Source organism: bacterium (assembly GCA_041648665.1).
In the GTDB taxonomy this organism is placed as follows: domain Bacteria; phylum UBA10199; class UBA10199; order 2-02-FULL-44-16; family JAAZCA01; genus JAFGMW01.
On the sequence record JBAZOP010000062.1, the window covers coordinates 1 to 17,395 of the forward strand.

Consider the following 17,395-nt stretch of genomic DNA (forward strand, 5'->3'; position numbering starts at 1 on the left):
CGGCGGCTGCGCGTCTGCCGTCTCGCCCGCGCAGTCCGGGCACGGCAACAGGTCGGGCACCATGAACGCGCCATAGCGCGTCTGGCTCTCGATAACGCCGCTCCCGTTGCAGCGCGGGCAGACGCCGGTGAGAAGCGCGTGCAACTCGTCGGCGTCCATGCCCAGGCCTTCCGGCAGTTCACCGACGAAGCGCGTGTCCCAGTAGCCGCCGTCCCAGTCCCAGGACTGCTCGAAGACAGACGGGACAATGCGCGGATTGCCCGGCCAGACGCGCACGGCCAGCAGCTTGCCGTCCGCGGCGCAGATGGCCGCTTGGCGCTGCTCGCCAGCCAGGATGATGGTGCCAACGCTCACCGTGGCACCGTTCTCTCGTACCCACTCGCGGATGTCGTTTAGGTTCATGGCGCTCACCTTTCTCTCAAAACCAAGCCTTGCAGATAGTATAACATGACATCGCTGGCGCTGTCAACCAACTCGTTTGACAGTCTGGCGCTATTCGTATATACTGAATGACAGGAGGCAGTTATGAACCGGCAACTTCTACATCTGATCGTGCCAGACGAAATGCACCGCCAGGTGCGGCGACTGGCCCTGCGCCAGAACAAGCCCATTTCGGCGGTTGTGCGCGAGGCGGTGGCTGCGCACCTTGAGCGTGAACTCGGCGTGGAAGTGTCGCCAGTCATGCCTATCGGCGGCTGGCGCGGCGGCGGGAAGGCATGACGCGCGAGCAGGCGCGGGCGCTGGGCGTCGAGCAGCTGGCGCTGTTTGACAGCGGGGGCGAGACGTGGTAGACTAGGGAGCGTCTAGGGCAAATGTGGAATCTCAGGTCGTCCGCAAAGCGCCCCTTTTGTGCCCGATTCCGCAGCCCTAGACAAGCTCGGCGACCGGCACGAAGTGGGCGCTTTGCGTTTTAGGAGACAGAATGACGCAGCTAACGGTTGATCATGAGTTTCACGCCCTTATCCCGCCCCTGTCCGCGGATGAGCGCGCCGCCCTGGAAGCGTCCCTATTGGCCGAAGGCTGCCGCGACGCGCTGGTGGTATGGAATGACACCCTTCTGGACGGCCATAACCGCTACGAGATATGCCAGGCGCACAGCATTCCCTTCGAGACAGTGGCGCGTGACTTCGAGACGAGAGACGCCGCCAAGCTGTGGATCATCGATAATCAGCTGGCGCGGCGCAACCTGCCGCCCTACGAGCGGAGCCGGCTGGCGCTACTGAGGAAGCCGCTGGTAGCAAAACTCGCCGAAGACCGAATGAAAGTGGGTATAGCGAACCCTGATCAGATATCTGATCAGGGTAGAACGCTAGACATTCTCGCCGCCATCGCTGATGTGTCTCATGACACCATCCACAAAGTAGAAGTCATCGAACGCGACGCCCCGGCCCCCATCCGCGAGGCTGCCCGCGCGGGCGAGATGACGCCCAATCGTGCCTACAACCTCACCCGCGCGCTGGCACCGCTGCCCGCCGAGGATAAGGAACGCGCGGCGGCGTTGTGCGGCGACGAGCCGGGCAAGGCCGATATTTTGGCGCGGCTGCACAAGTCCATGAGGCACCCGGATAGCAACGGCACCTACGAGGAATTGCTGCGCACGGGCGGCTTTCACTACGGTGACGAGCTGGAACTGTGGTGCGATTTCGCCGCCGAAGACGTGGCAGAGATAGACAAGGCGCTGCTCACCATCGCGGGGCACCATGCCGCAGTGGGCAAAGACAGCAAGCCCCACGTTGCGCACAACAGCGGCGATAACGAATGGTACACGCCGGCAGAATATATTGAGGCTGCTCGCGCCGTGATGGGCGCGATTGACTTAGACCCAGCCTCAACACCAGAGGCGAACGCCGTTATAGGTGCTGCCCAGTTCTACACGTCTCAGGATAACGGGCTGGATCAAGCCTGGGCAGGGCGCGTATGGATGAACCCGCCATACGCGGCTGAGCTAATCGGCGATTTCTGTGAGAAGCTGGCAAAACACTATCGCGCCGGCGAAGTCAGTGAGGCAATCGTGCTGGTGAACAACGCAACTGAGACCAAGTGGTTTCTTTCGCTGGCGCAGGTGGCGACTGCTATGGTGTTCCCGACGGGCCGCGTTCGGTTCTGGCACCCGCGCAAAACGAACGTTGCCCCGCTTCAAGGACAGGCCATCGTCTATATCGGGCCTAACGCAGACGAGTTTCTAGACGCATTCACGAGGTTCGGAATTGGCTGCCGAATCGTTTGATCAGGCACTAAGACGAGGCCGAATTGGCGAGGGGCTGATTGCGCGCTGGCTGAATAGACGCGGCTGGCATGTGCTGCCCGCTTACGAGATTGAGATTGCACATGGGAAGGGGCCACGGCTGTTTATGGCAGACAGCACCGAGGCTATCACGCCCGATCTACTCATCTTTAAGCAACGCCAATTTTTATGGGTAGAGGCCAAAAGCAAAAGCGCATTTACTTGGCACCGCAACAGCCAGACTTGGCAAACAGGCATTGACCGGCGACACTGGCACGAATATCTGAGGGTGGCAAAAGAGACTCAAATCCCCGTTTGGTTGATGTTTTTACATCATCCGGACGGCGTAGCAAAGGATACTCCAACAGGAATGCGCGGGCCTTCTGGCTTATTCGTAGGCAATTTAGAGCACCTAAAAAGCAACGTGCATCATGAGCACGACAACCACGGTCCGACGGGCATGGTGTACTGGACCCATAGCGTTCTTACACTGGCAGCAGAATACTATGAGATTGATGACGATGCCCTGCCCTTCTAGCACTGAGGAACAGCCATGACCACACCCACCATCATCCGCACCCCGAAAGACGGTAGCAGCCCCTACGTCGCTACGTCGCGCGCTGCTGCCCAGGACGAGCGCCTGTCCTTTGAGGCGCGCGGCCTGCTATGGTATCTGCTGAGCAAGCCGAGCGACTGGAAGGTAGTGATCGGCGACCTCATGAAGGCAGGCCACTGCGGACGCGACCGCGTTTACCGCATCCTGCGCGAGCTTCAAACGGCAGGCTACCTCATGCGCGAACGTCAACAGCAAGACGCAAAAGGACGCCTGATGCCCGCGACTTACCGGGTGTATGAACGACCGCATACTGAAAACACGTATACGGAACCGCACGCGACAACTGAGCCGGAACCGTGTACTGAAAAACCGTATACGGAAAACCGGACACTACAGAATAGAGATGTACAGAAAGATCAAGAGACTGCAGCCGCGCCAAAAAACGGCGCGACTGCGGGCGCGCAGGCCAAGCCAAAGAAGCCACGTCAGCGCGATCCCATCTTTGATGCTATCGCTGAGTGCAGTTTCAGCGTCCCGGTAGGCGCTGAGGTGGCGAAGGATACCGCGCAGCGCGTGGGCAGGGTGAGGCGCGAGGTGCTGACGATATACCCGGACGTGACGGAGCACGAGTTGCGCGGTGCCTACTCCTGGCACGTAAACGCGCAGAAGCTCACTGCGCCACGCGATCCGGTAAAGGTAGTGACGATGGTGGGGGTATACCGCGCGCAGCATCGTCCGGCGGCGGCCTCGGTCATTGTGCGCGATCCGGACTGCGCGGTATGTGGCGGGACGGGGCTGGTGCTCCCGGCGTTGGGGGCGTATGAGGACGGCGACCCGCGCGCGAACACTCCGATACAGTGTCCGGTGTGCGTGAAGGCGGCGCGCGCAAGTGAGGCGCAGAGAGAGGCGGTTGGGCCATGAGCGGCGATAACGGACACAAACCATCGGTGCCACTGGCACCACACAGTGTGGATGCAGAGGAAGCGACTATCGGCTCCGTGCTGCTCATGCCGGACGCCATCCCGTCGCTGGCCGAGTTCCTGCAAGCCGACGACTTCTTCATCACCCGCAACGGCTGGGCCTGGGCTGCCATCCTGTCGGTCTGGCGGCGCGGCGACGCGATAGACTACCTCACTGTAGCGGCGGAGTTGGCGGCACGCGGGCAGCTTGACGAGTTCGGCGGCGCGGCGCGGCTGACGGGACTGATCAATCAAACACCGTCGGGTATCTATGCTGAGACGTATGGCCGCCTGGTGCAGCGCGCGGCGTTACGGCGGCGGCTGTTGGTGGCGGCGAGCGACATCGCCAAGCTCGCGCAGGACGAAGAGCGCGACGTGACGGCGCTGTTAGACGAGGCGCAGGCGCGCATCACGCAGGTGGCGGCGGGGCGTACCGGGCCGCGCGAGACACAGCCACTCCGGGCGGTGCTGAGTGAGACGTTTGACGACTTGGAGCGGGCGCGACTGACCAAAGCGTCCGGTATCCCGACCGGCTTTGACGAGATAGACGGGCTGCTCGGCGGGTTGCAGAAGTCAGACCTGATCATCGTGGCCGGGCGTCCGGGCATGGGCAAAACATCATGGCTGCTGACCGTCGCCATGAACGCGGCGCGCAAGGGGACGCGCGTCTTTGTGGCGTCGCAGGAGATGACCAAGAGGCAAGTCGGCGCGCGTTTGCTGGCGATACAGACGGGGATCAGCACCAAGCGCCAGCGTACGGGCCAGGTAACTGATGCTGAGTTCTCTAAGTTGACGGCAGGTATTGCGCAACTGGAGAACCTGCCGGTGTGGGTGGACGATGTGAGCAACCTGACGCCGGAGCAGTTGCGGGCGAAGGTGCTACGGACGCACGCGCAGCACGGCGTAGACCTGATCATGGTGGACTACCTGCAACTGATGCGCGGCGGGGGGCGTTTTGAGAACCGTGTACAGGAAGTCACCGAGATTTCGCGGTCACTCAAGGCGCTGGCCAAAGAGTTGAACGTGCCGGTCGTGGCGGCGGCGCAACTGAACCGAGCCGTCGAAAGCCGGGCGGATAAGAAGCCGCTGCTGAGCGACCTGAAAGAGAGCGGCAGCATCGAGCAGGACGCCGACGTGGTGATGTTTCTTCACAGGCCGGAGTACTACGACCCGCACGCGGCGAAGGGCGAATGCAACATCATTCTCGCCAAGCAGCGCAACGGGCCAGTTGGGACGGCGAGCCTGTACTTTGACGCAGTGCTGACGAAGTTCAGCAACCTGACGCGCCAGACGGTTGATCTGGCAACGTTCTAGGGAGAGAGGAAAGAGACTGTGCCTAACTTCGAGCATCATCTTATCGTCGGGCACGTCGGCGGCGACGTGACTCTGCGCTACACCCAGTCCGGGGTGGCCGTCGCCTCGTTCTCGCTGGCCGTCAACGATAGGCGCAACAAAGACGCGCCGCCGACCTGGTATCGCGTGACGTGTTGGCGGCAACTGGCGGAGTTCGCTAACGAGTACGTGCGCAAGGGCGCGCCGCTGCTGGTATCGGGCGGGCGGCTGGTGCAGAGCGAGTGGCAGACAGACGCGGGCGAGAAGCGCACGTCCCTGGAGTTGACAGCGGACGCGGTGACGCTGCTGGGCAGCAAGGCGGACGCGGGCAATGAGGAGGCGGGCGGTGACACAGACGCATTCCCGTTCTAACGGCCTGAGCGTGCGCTATGGCAAAACATGGAGCAGCGACGTGGCGGGCCTTCTGGACTACCGCCTGGACAACGGCACGCTGGCGGTCGCGCTCGACTACGCGGCGGTGAGGGCGGCACGGAAGGATCAGTCGGTGACGACTTGCACCTGGGCGCTGGACGGGCGCCTGTACGCGACGAGCATGGTGACGGTCGTTCCGGCGCGTAACGAGATGCTGGTGCTGGCGAAGGAGGCGAAGGGTGACTAACCTGGCGTTCCTGTGTTTCGCGGTGTTCGTGTTTGCGGCGACGGTGGCGCTACTCATCATCGTCGCCGGCATACTGGAGGAGGAGGACTGATGCTGACCGTTGGGAGCCTGTTCGCTGGTATTGGTGGCATCGACCTTGCCTTCGAAGCGGCGGGCTTTCGCATAGCATGGCAGGTGGAGATAGATGACTTCTGTACAGACATCCTCAGCAAGCGATGGCCGGACGTGCCACGCTACCGAGACGTGCGAGAGTGCGGCGCGCACAACCTCGCCCGATGCGACGTGCTCACCGGCGGCTTCCCGTGCCAGGACATATCTGTGGCCGGGCAAGGCGCGGGTATTCTGGCTGGCACGCGCTCTGGTCTTTGGTTCGAGTTCGCCCGAATCATTGGCGAGCTACGACCCCGACTCGTGCTCCTGGAGAACGTCCCAGCTATCACTACTCGCGACGGAACAGTCGTACTTGGCTCGCTTGCCGCGCTGGGGTATGACGCGCGGTGGGGTGTTATATCAGCGGCGGACGCCGGGGCCAGTCACCAGCGCGAACGGTGGTGGTGCGTGGCCTTCGCCCAACATCCGCGACCACCACTCACAGGGCGCGGGCATGAATCCAAAGGCGCGCAGCGTGGCGCTCTCTACGAGGGTCGAAAAGATGGGGGCCAACTGGCCTACGCCGACGGGAGACGATGCGAACAACGCGACACGGCAATCGGGCGCGTTCCAGAGCCTGACGCGGGCGGCTTGGGCGACACCAGCGGCGCGGGACTGGCGCAGCGGGAAGGCCAGCGACGAGACGATGGAACGCAACTCCCGTCCACTGAACGAGCAGGTGGAGATGATGTGGCCGACACCGCGAGCGGGCAGCGACACAATGGTCGGGGGTACAAACCATTGGAAGGCGTTGCAAAAGACGGACTTGAAGGACGGGCGGAATGCCCTGAATCCCGACTGGGTAGAGGCGCTGATGGGCTATCCGCCTGGCTGGACGAATCCTACAGCCGCCTACACGTCGCGCGACCTGGGCAGCTTCAGCACGAGTGGGAGCCGCCGCGAGTCGCCAGCGGGCAATCAGGACGGGTCAACAGACTGAAGGCGCTGGGCAATGCGGTGGTACCGCAGGTCGTGTACCCGATAGCGGTAATGATGCACAAATGGCTGGAGGAAGCGGACTGATGCTAACCATCGCACGACTTGAGGAGTTGGAGCGCGCGGCGGCGCTGGGCTGGCGCGTGTTTCGGGTAACGGCGGACATGCTGCGCGACGACCCGCATGGGGTTGTGGACATGGTGCGCGCGGCGGAGAATGCGCTGGCGTCCTATCACGAGGATTGTTCATTGAGTGTGCGGGCGTCGGAGTTGGCGGAACTGTGTCTGGCGGTGCGGCACGGCGATAGAATATGGCAAACCCTGAATGATCAAGAGATTCGTATCAGACGGTTGGAATATGCGAGCGAGCACGGGACGCGGGTGCCGCCGTCGCGGGCGTCCGAGCCGGACAGCGTGCCAACGGCGGACTTCATGGCGCTGGGGGACTGTGAGGAGGAAACCGCCTATCCTGAACATCTGAAATGGCGGTGGAGCATGGGCGGTACAGACACGCCGGAGCAAGGGATGACTCGTATTTACGACGCTGACATTGACCGGAGTATCATTCGGCGACAGGCTCGCGACCTGCTCGACCGTGCGCGCGCGATTAGCCATAGCTGGGAACAGTTCGCCAGGCCGTCGAATTCCTCGAATAGCGGGTCGGAGTGGCTTCAGTACCGCGAGTCTGCTAAGTTGCTGAAAGAGGTCATCGCGCTACTGGGGCGCATTGCGGGGGAGACGGGGAAATGACCAGGATGCAGACGGCTGACGCTCTGGAATGGCTGGCGTCCGTGTTGGACGCCGATGGCCGCGATCCGCTGCCCTGTGACCGGATGATGCTGACGCTGGTGCTGTCTGAACTGTCCGACCTGCGCAGCGCGCTGACTGTGGCGACGCAGGACAGCGAATCGGCAGCGGCACTGCGCGCGGCGCAGGAGCGGCTTGAGGAATGTCGGCGGGCACTGGTGGCCCGGTCGCAGGAGATCGTGCGGCTGAAGCGGCTGGTCGAAGAGAAGAATCGCGCCATTGGTGAGTATCTGGCGGAGGGGGAGTGATGCGTCAGAGTGGCCGGGGCAGGGTGAAAAGGTGGGGCTGGAGTAGGCCGGGCGCTGACCTAAGGTAGGACCAGATGCAGGCAACTACAACACGCTGTTTGAAGGTGTACATCCGGGGTGGGGCGAGTGGGGCAGACCGTCAATTGATGGCCCGACTCATGGCTGACCGCGCGCATGGTATCTGCTATTCGGAGACCCTGCGCCGCGCCCTGCGTCACTACTACAACCTTGACCGTCCGGCCCCACCCGCTTCCGACAATGGCCAATCAGCCACCAGCGCGGTGCTGCTACTGGCGGCCCAGGTGCGCGACCTGACCGCAGAGGTCGCGCGTCTGAGGGCGGAGGTCACGGCCATGCGGAGAGACTTAGCCTATGCGCTGGAGGTGGTGCAGTCATAGACCCCACAGCTAAAGCTGGGGGCATCCAAACGGAGGTTCCGGTGAAGCATCATTGCTGTCCAAACTGCGGCGCGACGTTGGTGCTCGTCAACGGGCACTTGGCCCACCTTTCGCCCGCCGCCTTGCGTATAATCGAAGCCGCGCCTGATGGCTTTAGGCGCGGCTCTCCCATGCCCGCCCACGCCCTCGGTGCGGCTATCGGCTACTCCGAGTCATCTACCCGCCGCGCGCTGCGTGAACTTGCCGAAGTCGGCGTGGTCTTCGCCATCGCCTATGGCAAGCGCACGATACGTCATCGCTATGCAGGTGTGCCCGCGCAATTGCTTCCTCGCACTTCTCCCCACCATTCCGCCAATTGACGCCACCGCCTTCCCGTGAAAGTTGGCGTTTCCTTGACTTTTCCTGGTGTAGACTGTAGATAGAGGCACCATAGAGTGCCATCCCAGCGCGGGGCGCATCCCTTACCGACGCGCGCACCGTGCAAAGGCGGGCAGATGATACGGCTCGCCGCCGACGCGCACAGATACATTTTCCGCCCGATGCGCTGGGAGATGACGTGAGGCAGGGCCGCGAGTATGCGGTGACCGGGGCCGTGCGGGGATCATGCCCCCGCCGCGTCACTGTGGCCGACGAGCGGCGGGAAGGTGCGAGTCCAACAAGATATCCCGGCAGCCGCGGGCCACAATCTGCGCCGAAAATCTACTGTATCGGGGAATGTCCGACGCAGAGGCACTCCAACCGCGAATGCGGGCAAGGTGCCGGATCGGACTAGGCGCATGGCTCTGAAACCGGGCACATCCCGGTAAGTAGGAGCCTTCCGGCGGCGCACGGCCTATGTGCGCAGTATGCCTCGTGACCTGCTTATACACCAATCGCGGGAGCGAGGCAGATCCGCCCTCACGTTCTACGGGATGTGAGGAGACCCCCCACGCTGCTTCGGTGGCGTGGTGCGGCGCTACAGGTGAAAGTCGGCTTCCTTCATGCCGTGCGCGCGGTAGCCGCGCCTAGCCTATAGCGTCCGCGCACGAAAGCGGGGCGGGCGGCGAGCGGACTCGGACTTGGACGTTCTAGCAGCGTCAACCGCCGCCGAAAAGGGAGCCGAGTTCCCGCCCCGCCGGTTGTGAACGCGGCAATGCCGCGCTGCGAGCCGGGCGCATTCCCGGCCCTCTCCTCAGGCGTGGGGGCGGCTATAGCGCTGCGCTTTGAAGGTGCCGCCCCCTGGGAGATTGCATGACGAAGCGGAAGACATACAGCGATAAGTTCAAGGCGGGGGCGCTCATCATGCTTGAGAGCGAGGGCTACCCGCAGGATCGCTATGCTATGCAGAGAGTAGCTAGAAAGCTGAATGTGCCCAACCGGACGCTGCGTCATTGGGCACATACCAAAGATGGCGAGGAATTCGCCGAGCTTTGCCAAGAACAAAAAAAGAGCATCACGACCCTGATCGAAGACGAGATTCGGATGGCGTTTGAGGCGCTAGGCATGGCCCGCCCTGATGCGAGCTATCGTGATCTGACCACGAGCATCGCCATCTTCATTGACAAGATGCAGCTGCTATCGGGCAAGCCGACGGAACGCAGCCAGCAGCAGATTAACGTGTCAGGGCTAGAGCACCTGGCGGGCATGAGTGACGATGAACTCTGGACGGTTATCCGCCCCACAACTGGAGTTGAGGCGGCGCGCCATTGAACGCGCCCGCGGCTCATTAACATCATACAAGCTGCTGATCTGGCGGCGCTACCAGCACGCGCCGCATCTGGACGCGCTCGACCGCCTGCTCGCTCAGTGCAGCCAGCACGCGGCCACGGGCGGGGCAGCTGGCATCGGGCATCTCATCGTTGAGATGCCGCCCCGCCACGGCAAGACGACCACCATCTCGCGCCTGTTCCCGACGTGGCACCTGGGCAACAACCCGGAGCACCGCGTGATCCTGGCGAGCTACGGCGCGTCGCTGGCGGAGAAGAACAGCCGCTACGCGCGCAACGTGCTCATGCTACCGCGCTACCAGGCCGTGTTTCCGGGCGTGGCGCTCGATATGGCGAGTCGGGCGGTGGATGCCTGGGACTTGGCAGCGCCGCATGAGGGCGGCCTGGACGCTATCGGGGTAGGGGGCGGCGTGACGGGCAAGGGCGGCCACATCATCATTGTAGACGACCCGGTCAAGTCGCGCGCCGAGGCGGAGTCGGAAACATACCGTGAGAAGGTGTGGGACTGGTTCACTGACGACCTGTATACGCGGCGCGAGCCGGGCGCGGCGGTGATCGTGGTCATGACCCGCTGGCACATGGACGACCTCGTGGGGCGGCTGCTGAACCGGCAGCCCGGCGTCTGGACGCGGTTGCGGATGCCGGCGCTGGCCGAACCAGACGACAACCTGGAGCGCAGCGAGGGCGCGGCACTGTGGCCTGACCGCTACCCGCTGCGCGAACTGGCGAACATCCGCTCAGCGCTTGGCGAATACAGTTGGTCGGCGCTGTACCAGCAGCGACCCGTGCCGGCAGAGGGCGGGCTGTTCAAGCGGGCGGCGTTCCACCTGATACCGCGAGCGCCGGAAGTGACGCGGGCTGTGCGCTACTGGGACTTAGCGATGAGTGACCGCACCAGCGCGGACTACACGGTCGGCGTGCTGCTGGGGCAGACGGAGGCTGGGCGGCTGGTCGTGCTGGATGTGGCGCGAGCACAACTGGACTGGCCATCAGTGCCGAGCTTCGTGGCAGAGACGGCGCTACGTGACGGGCCGGACGTGGCGCTGGGCTTCGAAGAGAAGGGCTACATGAGCCGGGCCGGGCAGGAGTTGGCGCAGGATAGCCGTCTGCACAACTTCAGCATCTGGGGCTTTCCGAAGGACAAGGACAAGCTGACGAACGCGCTCCCATTCGCCGCGCGGGTGGGACAGGGGCTTGTGGACGTTGTGGAGGGGCACTGGGCCTGGGAGTTCATAGACGAGCTATGCAGCTTCCCGGCGGGTGAACATGACGACCAGGTAGACGCGGCGAGCGGGGCGTATGGGATGCTGGGGACGATTGCGGGGAGTGCGAGCCTAACGTATGCAGACGAATACACGATTGGGGCCGGTGATTTCTAGGGCGCGACGGGCGCTGATTGAGCGCATCGAGAAGACGCTCGACCCGCAAGCGCCCGCCTACATGGTGCGTGGGCCGGAGCGCATGATCGACGACGGATGTGATTACGACCGGGGCTATGACCCCAGGCCGGAGATCGTGAAGGCAGAGGACGCCGCGATGAGACGGCGCGGAAGGGGTAACAATGACGCAGAGTAAAAGCAATTATGGCGGCAATACCCGCATGGCGGTGGAGTTTACAGCGTCCATTCCCAGCGGATCGCCCACCAGCACGACGTTTGAATACCCATTCGGCCTGTTCGCCCTGGGAACGATCACGCCGTCAGGCACTATCCCGGCGGCGGCGGGCACGCATATCAGCATTCATGCCCAGGACATCTGGGGTGTGTGGCGCTCCGGCCTGTCGTACGAGAGCGGCTATGCCAACTGGTGCATTCTTTTCCCAACGGGCGGGGTGATGCATGACATGCCTCCGGCGTGGTTTGGCGTGGCGGGCAGCGCGCGCTTGGTGCTAACCAATGGCAGCGGGAGCGGCGTACCGGCGACGGGCTCGCAGGTGTTTTCGCTGAGCATGAAGGCGTGACGATGAGAACGCGGCTGGCAGTCTGGCGCGCCCGGATACGGGCACAGTGGCGCAAATGGCGCACGCCGCTGACGGCAACAGGGGCGGCGATCCCCGCGCCGGAGTACGTCATTCATGACGGCGTGGATTACAGCCAGCCCGCGCTACTGCCGTTCTGGGTCAAGGCGCATGGGGCGAAGGCGGTGGGCACGTTCCTGGAATCCACGCAGCGCCAGACGATGCGCTTCCAGTTTGACTCGCCATACCGCAGCGCGGCGTATGACGGGCCGATCACCATGCCGGTCGAAGATCCATTGGAAGAGTGGTCATTTGAAACGCGCAAGACGGTGCTGACTAACTGCCACGCGGCCTACCAGCGCAACCCGCTCGCCAAGCAAGCCGTCCAGATCACGCGGCAGTTTGCCGTCGGGCGCGGGCACGTCGTGACCTGCCGTAATCAGGATGTGCAGGCGGTCATTGATGAGTTCCGGGCCAATCCTGAGAACGCCGTTGAGGAGATGGACAAGACGCTGCTCCAGGACTTGCAGGTAGACGGCGAGATATTTCTACGCAAGGTGGCGGGTGAGAACGGCGGTGGCGTGATTGTGCCGCTTCCGCCCTGGCACATTGTGGAGATTGAAACTGATCCCGGCTTCTTCCGGCGCGTGCTGCGCTACCACTTGCAGTACACGACGGGCACGCAGAGCACGACCAGCGTGGGCGGGCAAATTGTAGACGAGTGGATCGACGCGGCGGAGGTGCTGCACGTTGCGGTCAACCGGCACAGCTACGAGTTGCGCGGGCGGCCCGATCTGTTCGTGGTGCTGCCCTGGCTGCGGGCATACAAAGAGTGGATGGAAAACCGGGCACGTCAGAACATGTGGCGCGGGGCGCTGCTCTGGGACGTGACGATCAGCGGGGCCACGCCCAACAACGTCGCCAGCGCCGTATCACGCTACACCAAGCCGCCGACGCCGGGCAGCATCATCGTGCACAGCGACCGCGAGGTGTGGCAACCGCTCAGTAACAGCGTGGGCGCGGCGGACGTGTCTGAGGACGGGCGGCAAATGAAGCTCATGACCGCCGTCGGCATGGGCTTACCGGAGTATATGCTCAGCGACGGACAGAACGCCAATCTCGCCAGTGCGACGGCTCAGCAGTTGCCCGCGCTGTGGAAGTTCACCGATGCACAGCAGACGATGGCCGAACAAGTGTGGATGCCGATCTACAGGTGGGTTATTCAGATGGCAATCAACGCCGGGCGGCTACCTGACGAGGTGCCGGTACAGGACGCCGACGGGGACGAGATTCTGGGCGCGGACGATGCGCCGGAGATGATCGACACGCTGGACGCCGTGCATGTCAAGTTTCCTGACTTGCAAGAGGACGACCCGAAGACGCTGGCCGAGGCGCTGGCGATTGCGACGATGAGCGGATGGGTCAGTGACGAGGGCGCGGGCGACATCATCACGGCAACGTTGGGGCTGGACGCGGCGGTCGAGCGCAAGCGCATCGAGCGCGAGAAAGAGGCGGCGCGTAGTGAGGTAGCGCAGGGGCTGGCGCTGAGGCCGCGCGACATCGGCCTGCCGGACGAGGGCGAAGGCGAAGACACAGAAGGCGAGGAACGTGGGGAGAAGCCGACAGCCGCGCCTGCCGCTGCCTGATGACGGAGCGCTCATTACCCGCACGCTCTGGTCAGATAGCGAGGCGCTGCGCACAGCAGAGTCATGGGTCAGGCGGCGCATTTACGGGCTGGAGAAAGAACAGGCGCGGGCGCTGTATGAGTTGTACCTGAAAAGCTACCGTGAGGTAGCAGGCACCTTGACAATGGCATACGGTGATGACGGCAAGCCGGTCTTTGCGCGGCGGGCCATCCTGCTAGAGCAGATGGAGCGCGAGATTAACGCATTGATCGCACAGGCCGAGGCGCATATAGACACGGCGTTGATAGATGCGTATGAGCAGGGCTATGCCGGGCGCGCGTGGGTGTTGGATCAGGCGACTAATCCAAATATTCCGATACGCTTTCGACCTGTACTGCCCGCGCAGGCCATTCGTTCTCTGCTGTTGCAGCCGATGATGGGCCGTGACCGGCGCTATATGGGGCAGGACTGGCATACCGAACTTGGCTTTGCCCGCGAGGAGTTCGTGCTGCGCACCAAACGCAGCCTGACGGCAAGCATGGTGCAGGGTGAAGGCATAGGCGCGGCAATGCGCCGGTTGCGCGACGAGTACGGTATCCAGACGGACAGGCGCAAGGGCTTTACGCGCAACTTCTACCAGACGACCATGATTGCCCGCACGGAAATCCTGCGGGCGAGCAACCTGGGCGCGCTGGCGGTGTATGAGGAGAATGCCGACATCCTGAGCGGTTGGGAGTGGACGGCAACTAAGGACGAACGTACCTGTCCTATTTGCGGCGCGATGGACGGCAAGCGGTTCAAGTTCAACGACCCGCAGCTACAACCGCCGTCGGGCAGCCATCCGGGATGCCGTTGCACCATCGTCCCGGTGCTAAAAGATGAGCGTCTGATGAATGAGGTTGCTGGAATACGAGAGACTTACAGCGAGTGGGCGGCGCGCAACGGCATGATCACCGATGGCGGGCTAGACGAACAGCGGGGCGCAGCGCCGCCGAAAGCCAAGAAGGAGTGACGCCATGCCCTACACGACCGACACAGTACCGAAGCACGTTCCGCCCGCGCAGGCGAAGAAGTGGGTGGGCGCATGGAACGGCGCGTATGACCAGTGCCGGGCGAAGGGCGGCGAGCAGGAGAAATGCGAGACGTATGCATTCCGGGTGGCAAACGCCCTGCTCAAAGAGGGCGAAAGCGGGGGCACGATGGGGAAGGTAGACAGCAAGACGCTGGTCTTTGTGGAAACGCTCGACTTGGCCGAAGCGGTCATTGACAACGACGCGCAGACGGTACGCCAGCGCATCATCCGCCCAGGGCGCAGCGCCAACGGGCGTGTGTACGGCGCGGACGTGTTGCAGCGGGCGACGGCGCTCTTTGAGGGCGTCAAGACGTTTGCGGATCACCCGTCGGCGGGCGAGCGGCGCGACCGCCCGGAGCGCAGCGTGCGGCAGATTACCGGCTGGCTGGACGGCGTTGAGTACCACGAAGACGGTATCTATGCGGTGCGCCATTTCACGCGCAACCAAGCCGGGCAGGACATGTGGGCGCTGGTGCGCGACATCGTGGAAGGGCGCGCGCCGGCCACGCTGCTCGGTGGCAGTATCAACGCCGTGGGGCGGGCCAGCAAGGGCGATAATGGCGACCTGATTGTTGAGAGCATCACGGCCGTGCACAGCGTGGATGACGTGACCACGCCGGCGGCGGGCGGCGGGTTCCTGCCGCTTGTGGCGGGCGCGGACGACCTGACGGCGCAGCTACTGAGCGCGCTGACTTACGATGAGTTTATCGCGGCAAGGCCGGAGTTTGTGGAGCGGCTGAAGCGGGAGTATAAGGCCGTTCGGCAGACGGAAGCGGTGGCTACCGCGTTGAATGAGAGGGATCAGGCGCGCGTTGCCCTGGTCGAAGCCGAAGGACAGATGAAGGCACAGGCGGACAAGGTGACTGCACTAGAGGCCGAACTTGCCAAGCTGCGCGGCGAACTGGCGCGCAAGGGGCTAGAGGTCGAGCTAGAGCGGGCGTTTCGCAAAGTGGCGCTTCCCGTCCCTATCGAAAACGAATTGCGTGAGGAAATCGCGGCGAGCGACCCAGTCCGCTGGCTGGACATCGTGCAACGCGGGGCGCGCATGGTGGCGCTCGGCGGAGCGAAGTCCGGCCCGGCAGTGAAGGGCGCGCCCCGGCTGGTGCAGGAAGCGGCCACGGTTGCCCTGCCCACGACGCCGGGGCCGATCAACATTGACGAGGTACGCTCGGTAGACGATTTCCTGGACGCTATCCGCAAGCGCCAGCAAGGAGGTTAGCAATGGCGGTAGCAGCTTCAGCTATCTTTGCCAGCACTCCGGCTCAGGAGGGCATGTATCTGTCCCTTCCTGCGTCGGGTACTGCGCATGAGATCAATCCGGGCGATTATGTCTCGTGGTCGGGCAACTATATCATTGCCACGCACACGGGCGTTGCGTCCTGGAAGGCGTCGGGTGTGGGCATCGCCTGCACGCGCAATCCTGCAAGGGACTGGGCGGGCCGGTTTGTCATCAACTCGGCGGTCGTTGTAGCGACGCGCGGCACGTTCGTTGTGTCGGCGGCGTTCTCTGGCAAGCCGCTTTTTGGCGTGCTGGCCGGGCCGGTCACGACTGGCTCTGGCGTTATGGCCGCGTCAGGCGTGACGGGCCTCGGCTCGACCTGGAATACGGCTGCGCCTGTCGCGGTTTCGGGCGGTACGGCGGCAGCGCCGGTTCCTGCTGTGGCGACGGTGTTTGAGTTCTCGGACACTGGCCCAGGCGGTACGGGTCAACTCGGCATCTGGCTCTGGCCGCGTAATGCGGACTACTACTAGGGGGTGCTGAGATGACACTTGACCGCGCACTCGTGACCAAGATTCTCGAAGGGGGCCGCGTTGAAGAGCGCGTGCTCACATCCATGCCGCTGACCATCACCGAGGACATGATCCCGTTCCCGCGTGACCGTCGTGGGCGGCGTACTGTTGACCCTGACAAGGTCGAACTGTCCGAGGCCGTAGCACTTGGCCCGGCACATACGGCGAACTTCCCTGACCTGCTGCGGCAGGGGCTGAACTTCATCTCAATGCAGTCCTACGCGATGGAGCCGGTCGTCTACCCGCAGTTGGTGGGGCCGGAAGTTGCGTCCAGCAAGCATCAGGAGGAGTACCTGCTCGACGCCGCGATGGGCACTGCGCCCGTTGTGGAGGAGGGCCAGGACTATCCTGAGGCGGCGCTGGCTCTGGAAGCCGGGAAGATCGTCAAGAACTATAAGCGCGGGTACATTGTGCCCGTGACCGAGGAAATGCGCCGCTTTGACCAGCTTGGCAAGGTGGAGCAGATCGCCGAGGCCGCTGGCCGTTCGCTGCGCGTGACTGAAGAAGACGTGGTGCTCGATGCGTTGACTACGGCGGGCAACTATACGCACAGCAACACGGCGGCTACCACGTTCTCGGCTGGTGGGCTGATCACAGCCTACAACGTCCTGGTGACGCAGCGCGACCGCACGGGCAACTTCCTGGGCGTGCGCCCGGATACGCTCGTCTGCGGGCCGCTGGTTTACTTCGCGGCGTTGCAGTTGCTGCGCTCGCAGCAGGTGATGCGCGCCCACGCCGATGATGACTCGACGGTCATCACGGTGGAGCGGTACGGCACCGGCGTGACCAACCCGTTCTACGGTCTGGTGGACACGATCATCATGACGCCCCGTTTTGGCAGCAGCTATCAGTGGCTGTTGGGCCAGCGCGGGCGCGGTGTGAAGTTCCAGCGCGTCGATCCGGCCCGCGTCCTGCCGCCTGAGTACTTCCCCGTCAATGACGTGTGGCGGTACTATGCGCGGACGTGGTTTGGTTTCGGCATCGTGGATGATCGGTTCTGGTACTACTCGTCCAGC

At 63.4% G+C, this 17,395-nt stretch carries 22 protein-coding genes; 20 read left to right on the forward strand and 2 right to left on the reverse strand.

The window, feature by feature from the left end; genetic code table 11:
- A partial coding sequence (locus WC683_14715) for a hypothetical protein (protein ID MFA4973861.1) occupies window positions 1-402 on the reverse strand: 402 nt, incomplete at its 3' end.
- Between the two features lie 123 nt (window positions 403-525).
- Here WC683_14715 and WC683_14720 point away from each other — a divergent pair.
- From WC683_14720 to WC683_14790, 15 genes are all read left to right on the forward strand, one after another.
- A complete protein-coding gene (locus WC683_14720; GenBank protein ID MFA4973862.1) occupies window positions 526-720 on the forward strand; it encodes a ribbon-helix-helix protein, CopG family in 195 nt (64 codons plus the stop codon).
- A gap of 202 nt (window positions 721-922) precedes the next feature.
- Window positions 923-2,227, forward strand: a complete 1,305-nt coding sequence (locus WC683_14725; protein ID MFA4973863.1) for a DNA N-6-adenine-methyltransferase — start codon at window positions 923-925, stop codon at window positions 2,225-2,227.
- Window positions 2,208-2,762 carry a hypothetical protein gene (locus WC683_14730; protein ID MFA4973864.1) on the forward strand — a complete coding sequence of 185 codons (555 nt, stop codon included), beginning with the start codon at window positions 2,208-2,210 and terminating at the stop codon, window positions 2,760-2,762. The genes WC683_14725 and WC683_14730 overlap by 20 nt, the downstream gene beginning before the upstream one ends.
- A gap of 15 nt (window positions 2,763-2,777) precedes the next feature.
- Window positions 2,778-3,701: a hypothetical protein gene (locus tag WC683_14735; GenBank protein ID MFA4973865.1), complete on the forward strand. Its 924-nt coding sequence runs from the start codon at window positions 2,778-2,780 to the stop codon at window positions 3,699-3,701.
- On the forward strand, window positions 3,698-5,053 hold the full coding sequence (gene dnaB, locus WC683_14740; protein MFA4973866.1) for a replicative DNA helicase: 1,356 nt from the start codon (window positions 3,698-3,700) through the stop codon (window positions 5,051-5,053). Before WC683_14735 ends, dnaB begins: the two co-directional genes overlap by 4 nt.
- A gap of 18 nt (window positions 5,054-5,071) precedes the next feature.
- Window positions 5,072-5,443, forward strand: coding sequence for a single-stranded DNA-binding protein (locus WC683_14745; protein MFA4973867.1), 372 nt, complete (start codon window positions 5,072-5,074; stop codon window positions 5,441-5,443).
- Window positions 5,418-5,690, forward strand: a complete 273-nt coding sequence (locus WC683_14750; protein ID MFA4973868.1) for a hypothetical protein — start codon at window positions 5,418-5,420, stop codon at window positions 5,688-5,690. Before WC683_14745 ends, WC683_14750 begins: the two co-directional genes overlap by 26 nt.
- A gap of 184 nt (window positions 5,691-5,874) precedes the next feature.
- Window positions 5,875-6,780, forward strand: coding sequence for a hypothetical protein (locus WC683_14755; protein ID MFA4973869.1), 906 nt, complete (start codon window positions 5,875-5,877; stop codon window positions 6,778-6,780).
- An 82-nt stretch (window positions 6,781-6,862) separates the two neighbouring features.
- Window positions 6,863-7,525: a hypothetical protein gene (locus tag WC683_14760; protein ID MFA4973870.1), complete on the forward strand. Its 663-nt coding sequence runs from the start codon at window positions 6,863-6,865 to the stop codon at window positions 7,523-7,525.
- On the forward strand, window positions 7,522-7,830 hold the full coding sequence (locus WC683_14765; protein ID MFA4973871.1) for a hypothetical protein: 309 nt from the start codon (window positions 7,522-7,524) through the stop codon (window positions 7,828-7,830). The genes WC683_14760 and WC683_14765 overlap by 4 nt, the downstream gene beginning before the upstream one ends.
- 439 nt (window positions 7,831-8,269) lie before the next feature.
- Window positions 8,270-8,587: a hypothetical protein gene (locus WC683_14770; protein ID MFA4973872.1), complete on the forward strand. Its 318-nt coding sequence runs from the start codon at window positions 8,270-8,272 to the stop codon at window positions 8,585-8,587.
- Window positions 8,588-9,458: 871 nt separating this feature from the next.
- A complete protein-coding gene (locus WC683_14775) occupies window positions 9,459-9,917 on the forward strand; it encodes a hypothetical protein (protein ID MFA4973873.1) in 459 nt (152 codons plus the stop codon).
- On the forward strand, window positions 9,862-11,313 hold the full coding sequence (gene terL / locus WC683_14780; GenBank protein MFA4973874.1) for a phage terminase large subunit: 1,452 nt from the start codon (window positions 9,862-9,864) through the stop codon (window positions 11,311-11,313). The genes WC683_14775 and terL overlap by 56 nt, the downstream gene beginning before the upstream one ends.
- On the forward strand, window positions 11,303-11,509 hold the full coding sequence (locus WC683_14785; protein MFA4973875.1) for a hypothetical protein: 207 nt from the start codon (window positions 11,303-11,305) through the stop codon (window positions 11,507-11,509). Before terL ends, WC683_14785 begins: the two co-directional genes overlap by 11 nt.
- Entirely contained in the window at window positions 11,496-11,894 is a 399-nt protein-coding gene (locus tag WC683_14790; GenBank protein MFA4973876.1) for a hypothetical protein, read from the forward strand. The genes WC683_14785 and WC683_14790 overlap by 14 nt, the downstream gene beginning before the upstream one ends.
- Window positions 11,895-12,021: 127 nt before the next feature.
- On the opposite strand, the gene WC683_14795 is transcribed toward WC683_14790, so the two are convergent.
- On the reverse strand, window positions 12,022-12,171 hold the full coding sequence (locus tag WC683_14795) for a hypothetical protein (GenBank protein MFA4973877.1): 150 nt from the start codon (window positions 12,169-12,171) through the stop codon (window positions 12,022-12,024).
- A gap of 49 nt (window positions 12,172-12,220) precedes the next feature.
- Here WC683_14795 and WC683_14800 point away from each other — a divergent pair, with 49 nt between their 5' ends.
- The 5 genes from WC683_14800 to WC683_14820 form a co-directional block, all read left to right on the forward strand.
- Entirely contained in the window at window positions 12,221-13,537 is a 1,317-nt protein-coding gene (locus tag WC683_14800) for a hypothetical protein (GenBank protein ID MFA4973878.1), read from the forward strand.
- Window positions 13,500-14,528, forward strand: a complete 1,029-nt coding sequence (locus WC683_14805) for a minor capsid protein (protein ID MFA4973879.1) — start codon at window positions 13,500-13,502, stop codon at window positions 14,526-14,528. The genes WC683_14800 and WC683_14805 overlap by 38 nt, the downstream gene beginning before the upstream one ends.
- A gap of 4 nt (window positions 14,529-14,532) precedes the next feature.
- Window positions 14,533-15,807: a hypothetical protein gene (locus WC683_14810; protein MFA4973880.1), complete on the forward strand. Its 1,275-nt coding sequence runs from the start codon at window positions 14,533-14,535 to the stop codon at window positions 15,805-15,807.
- Window positions 15,808-15,809: 2 nt separating this feature from the next.
- Window positions 15,810-16,340 (forward strand): hypothetical protein, encoded by a 531-nt coding sequence (locus WC683_14815; GenBank protein MFA4973881.1) that lies wholly within the window; start codon window positions 15,810-15,812, stop codon window positions 16,338-16,340.
- Between the two features lie 11 nt (window positions 16,341-16,351).
- Window positions 16,352-17,395, forward strand: a 1,044-nt coding sequence (locus WC683_14820; protein ID MFA4973882.1) for a hypothetical protein, incomplete at its 3' end; no start/stop codon positions are given.

Coding starts and splice junctions, on each gene's coding strand:
- WC683_14720 (MFA4973862.1), top strand. CDS start 526: ATGAACCGGCAACTTCTACATCTGATCGTGCCAGACGAAATGCACCGC.
- WC683_14725 (MFA4973863.1), top strand. CDS start 923: ATGACGCAGCTAACGGTTGATCATGAGTTTCACGCCCTTATCCCGCCC.
- WC683_14735 (MFA4973865.1), top strand. CDS start 2,778: ATGACCACACCCACCATCATCCGCACCCCGAAAGACGGTAGCAGCCCC.
- dnaB (MFA4973866.1), top strand. CDS start 3,698: ATGAGCGGCGATAACGGACACAAACCATCGGTGCCACTGGCACCACAC.
- WC683_14755 (MFA4973869.1), top strand. CDS start 5,875: ATGACTTCTGTACAGACATCCTCAGCAAGCGATGGCCGGACGTGCCAC.
- WC683_14760 (MFA4973870.1), top strand. CDS start 6,863: ATGCTAACCATCGCACGACTTGAGGAGTTGGAGCGCGCGGCGGCGCTG.
- WC683_14765 (MFA4973871.1), top strand. CDS start 7,522: ATGACCAGGATGCAGACGGCTGACGCTCTGGAATGGCTGGCGTCCGTG.
- WC683_14775 (MFA4973873.1), top strand. CDS start 9,459: ATGACGAAGCGGAAGACATACAGCGATAAGTTCAAGGCGGGGGCGCTC.
- terL (MFA4973874.1), top strand. CDS start 9,862: ATGAACTCTGGACGGTTATCCGCCCCACAACTGGAGTTGAGGCGGCGC.
- WC683_14790 (MFA4973876.1), top strand. CDS start 11,496: ATGACGCAGAGTAAAAGCAATTATGGCGGCAATACCCGCATGGCGGTG.
- WC683_14795 (MFA4973877.1), bottom strand. CDS start 12,171: ATGGTGATCGGCCCGTCATACGCCGCGCTGCGGTATGGCGAGTCAAAC.
- WC683_14810 (MFA4973880.1), top strand. CDS start 14,533: ATGCCCTACACGACCGACACAGTACCGAAGCACGTTCCGCCCGCGCAG.
- WC683_14815 (MFA4973881.1), top strand. CDS start 15,810: ATGGCGGTAGCAGCTTCAGCTATCTTTGCCAGCACTCCGGCTCAGGAG.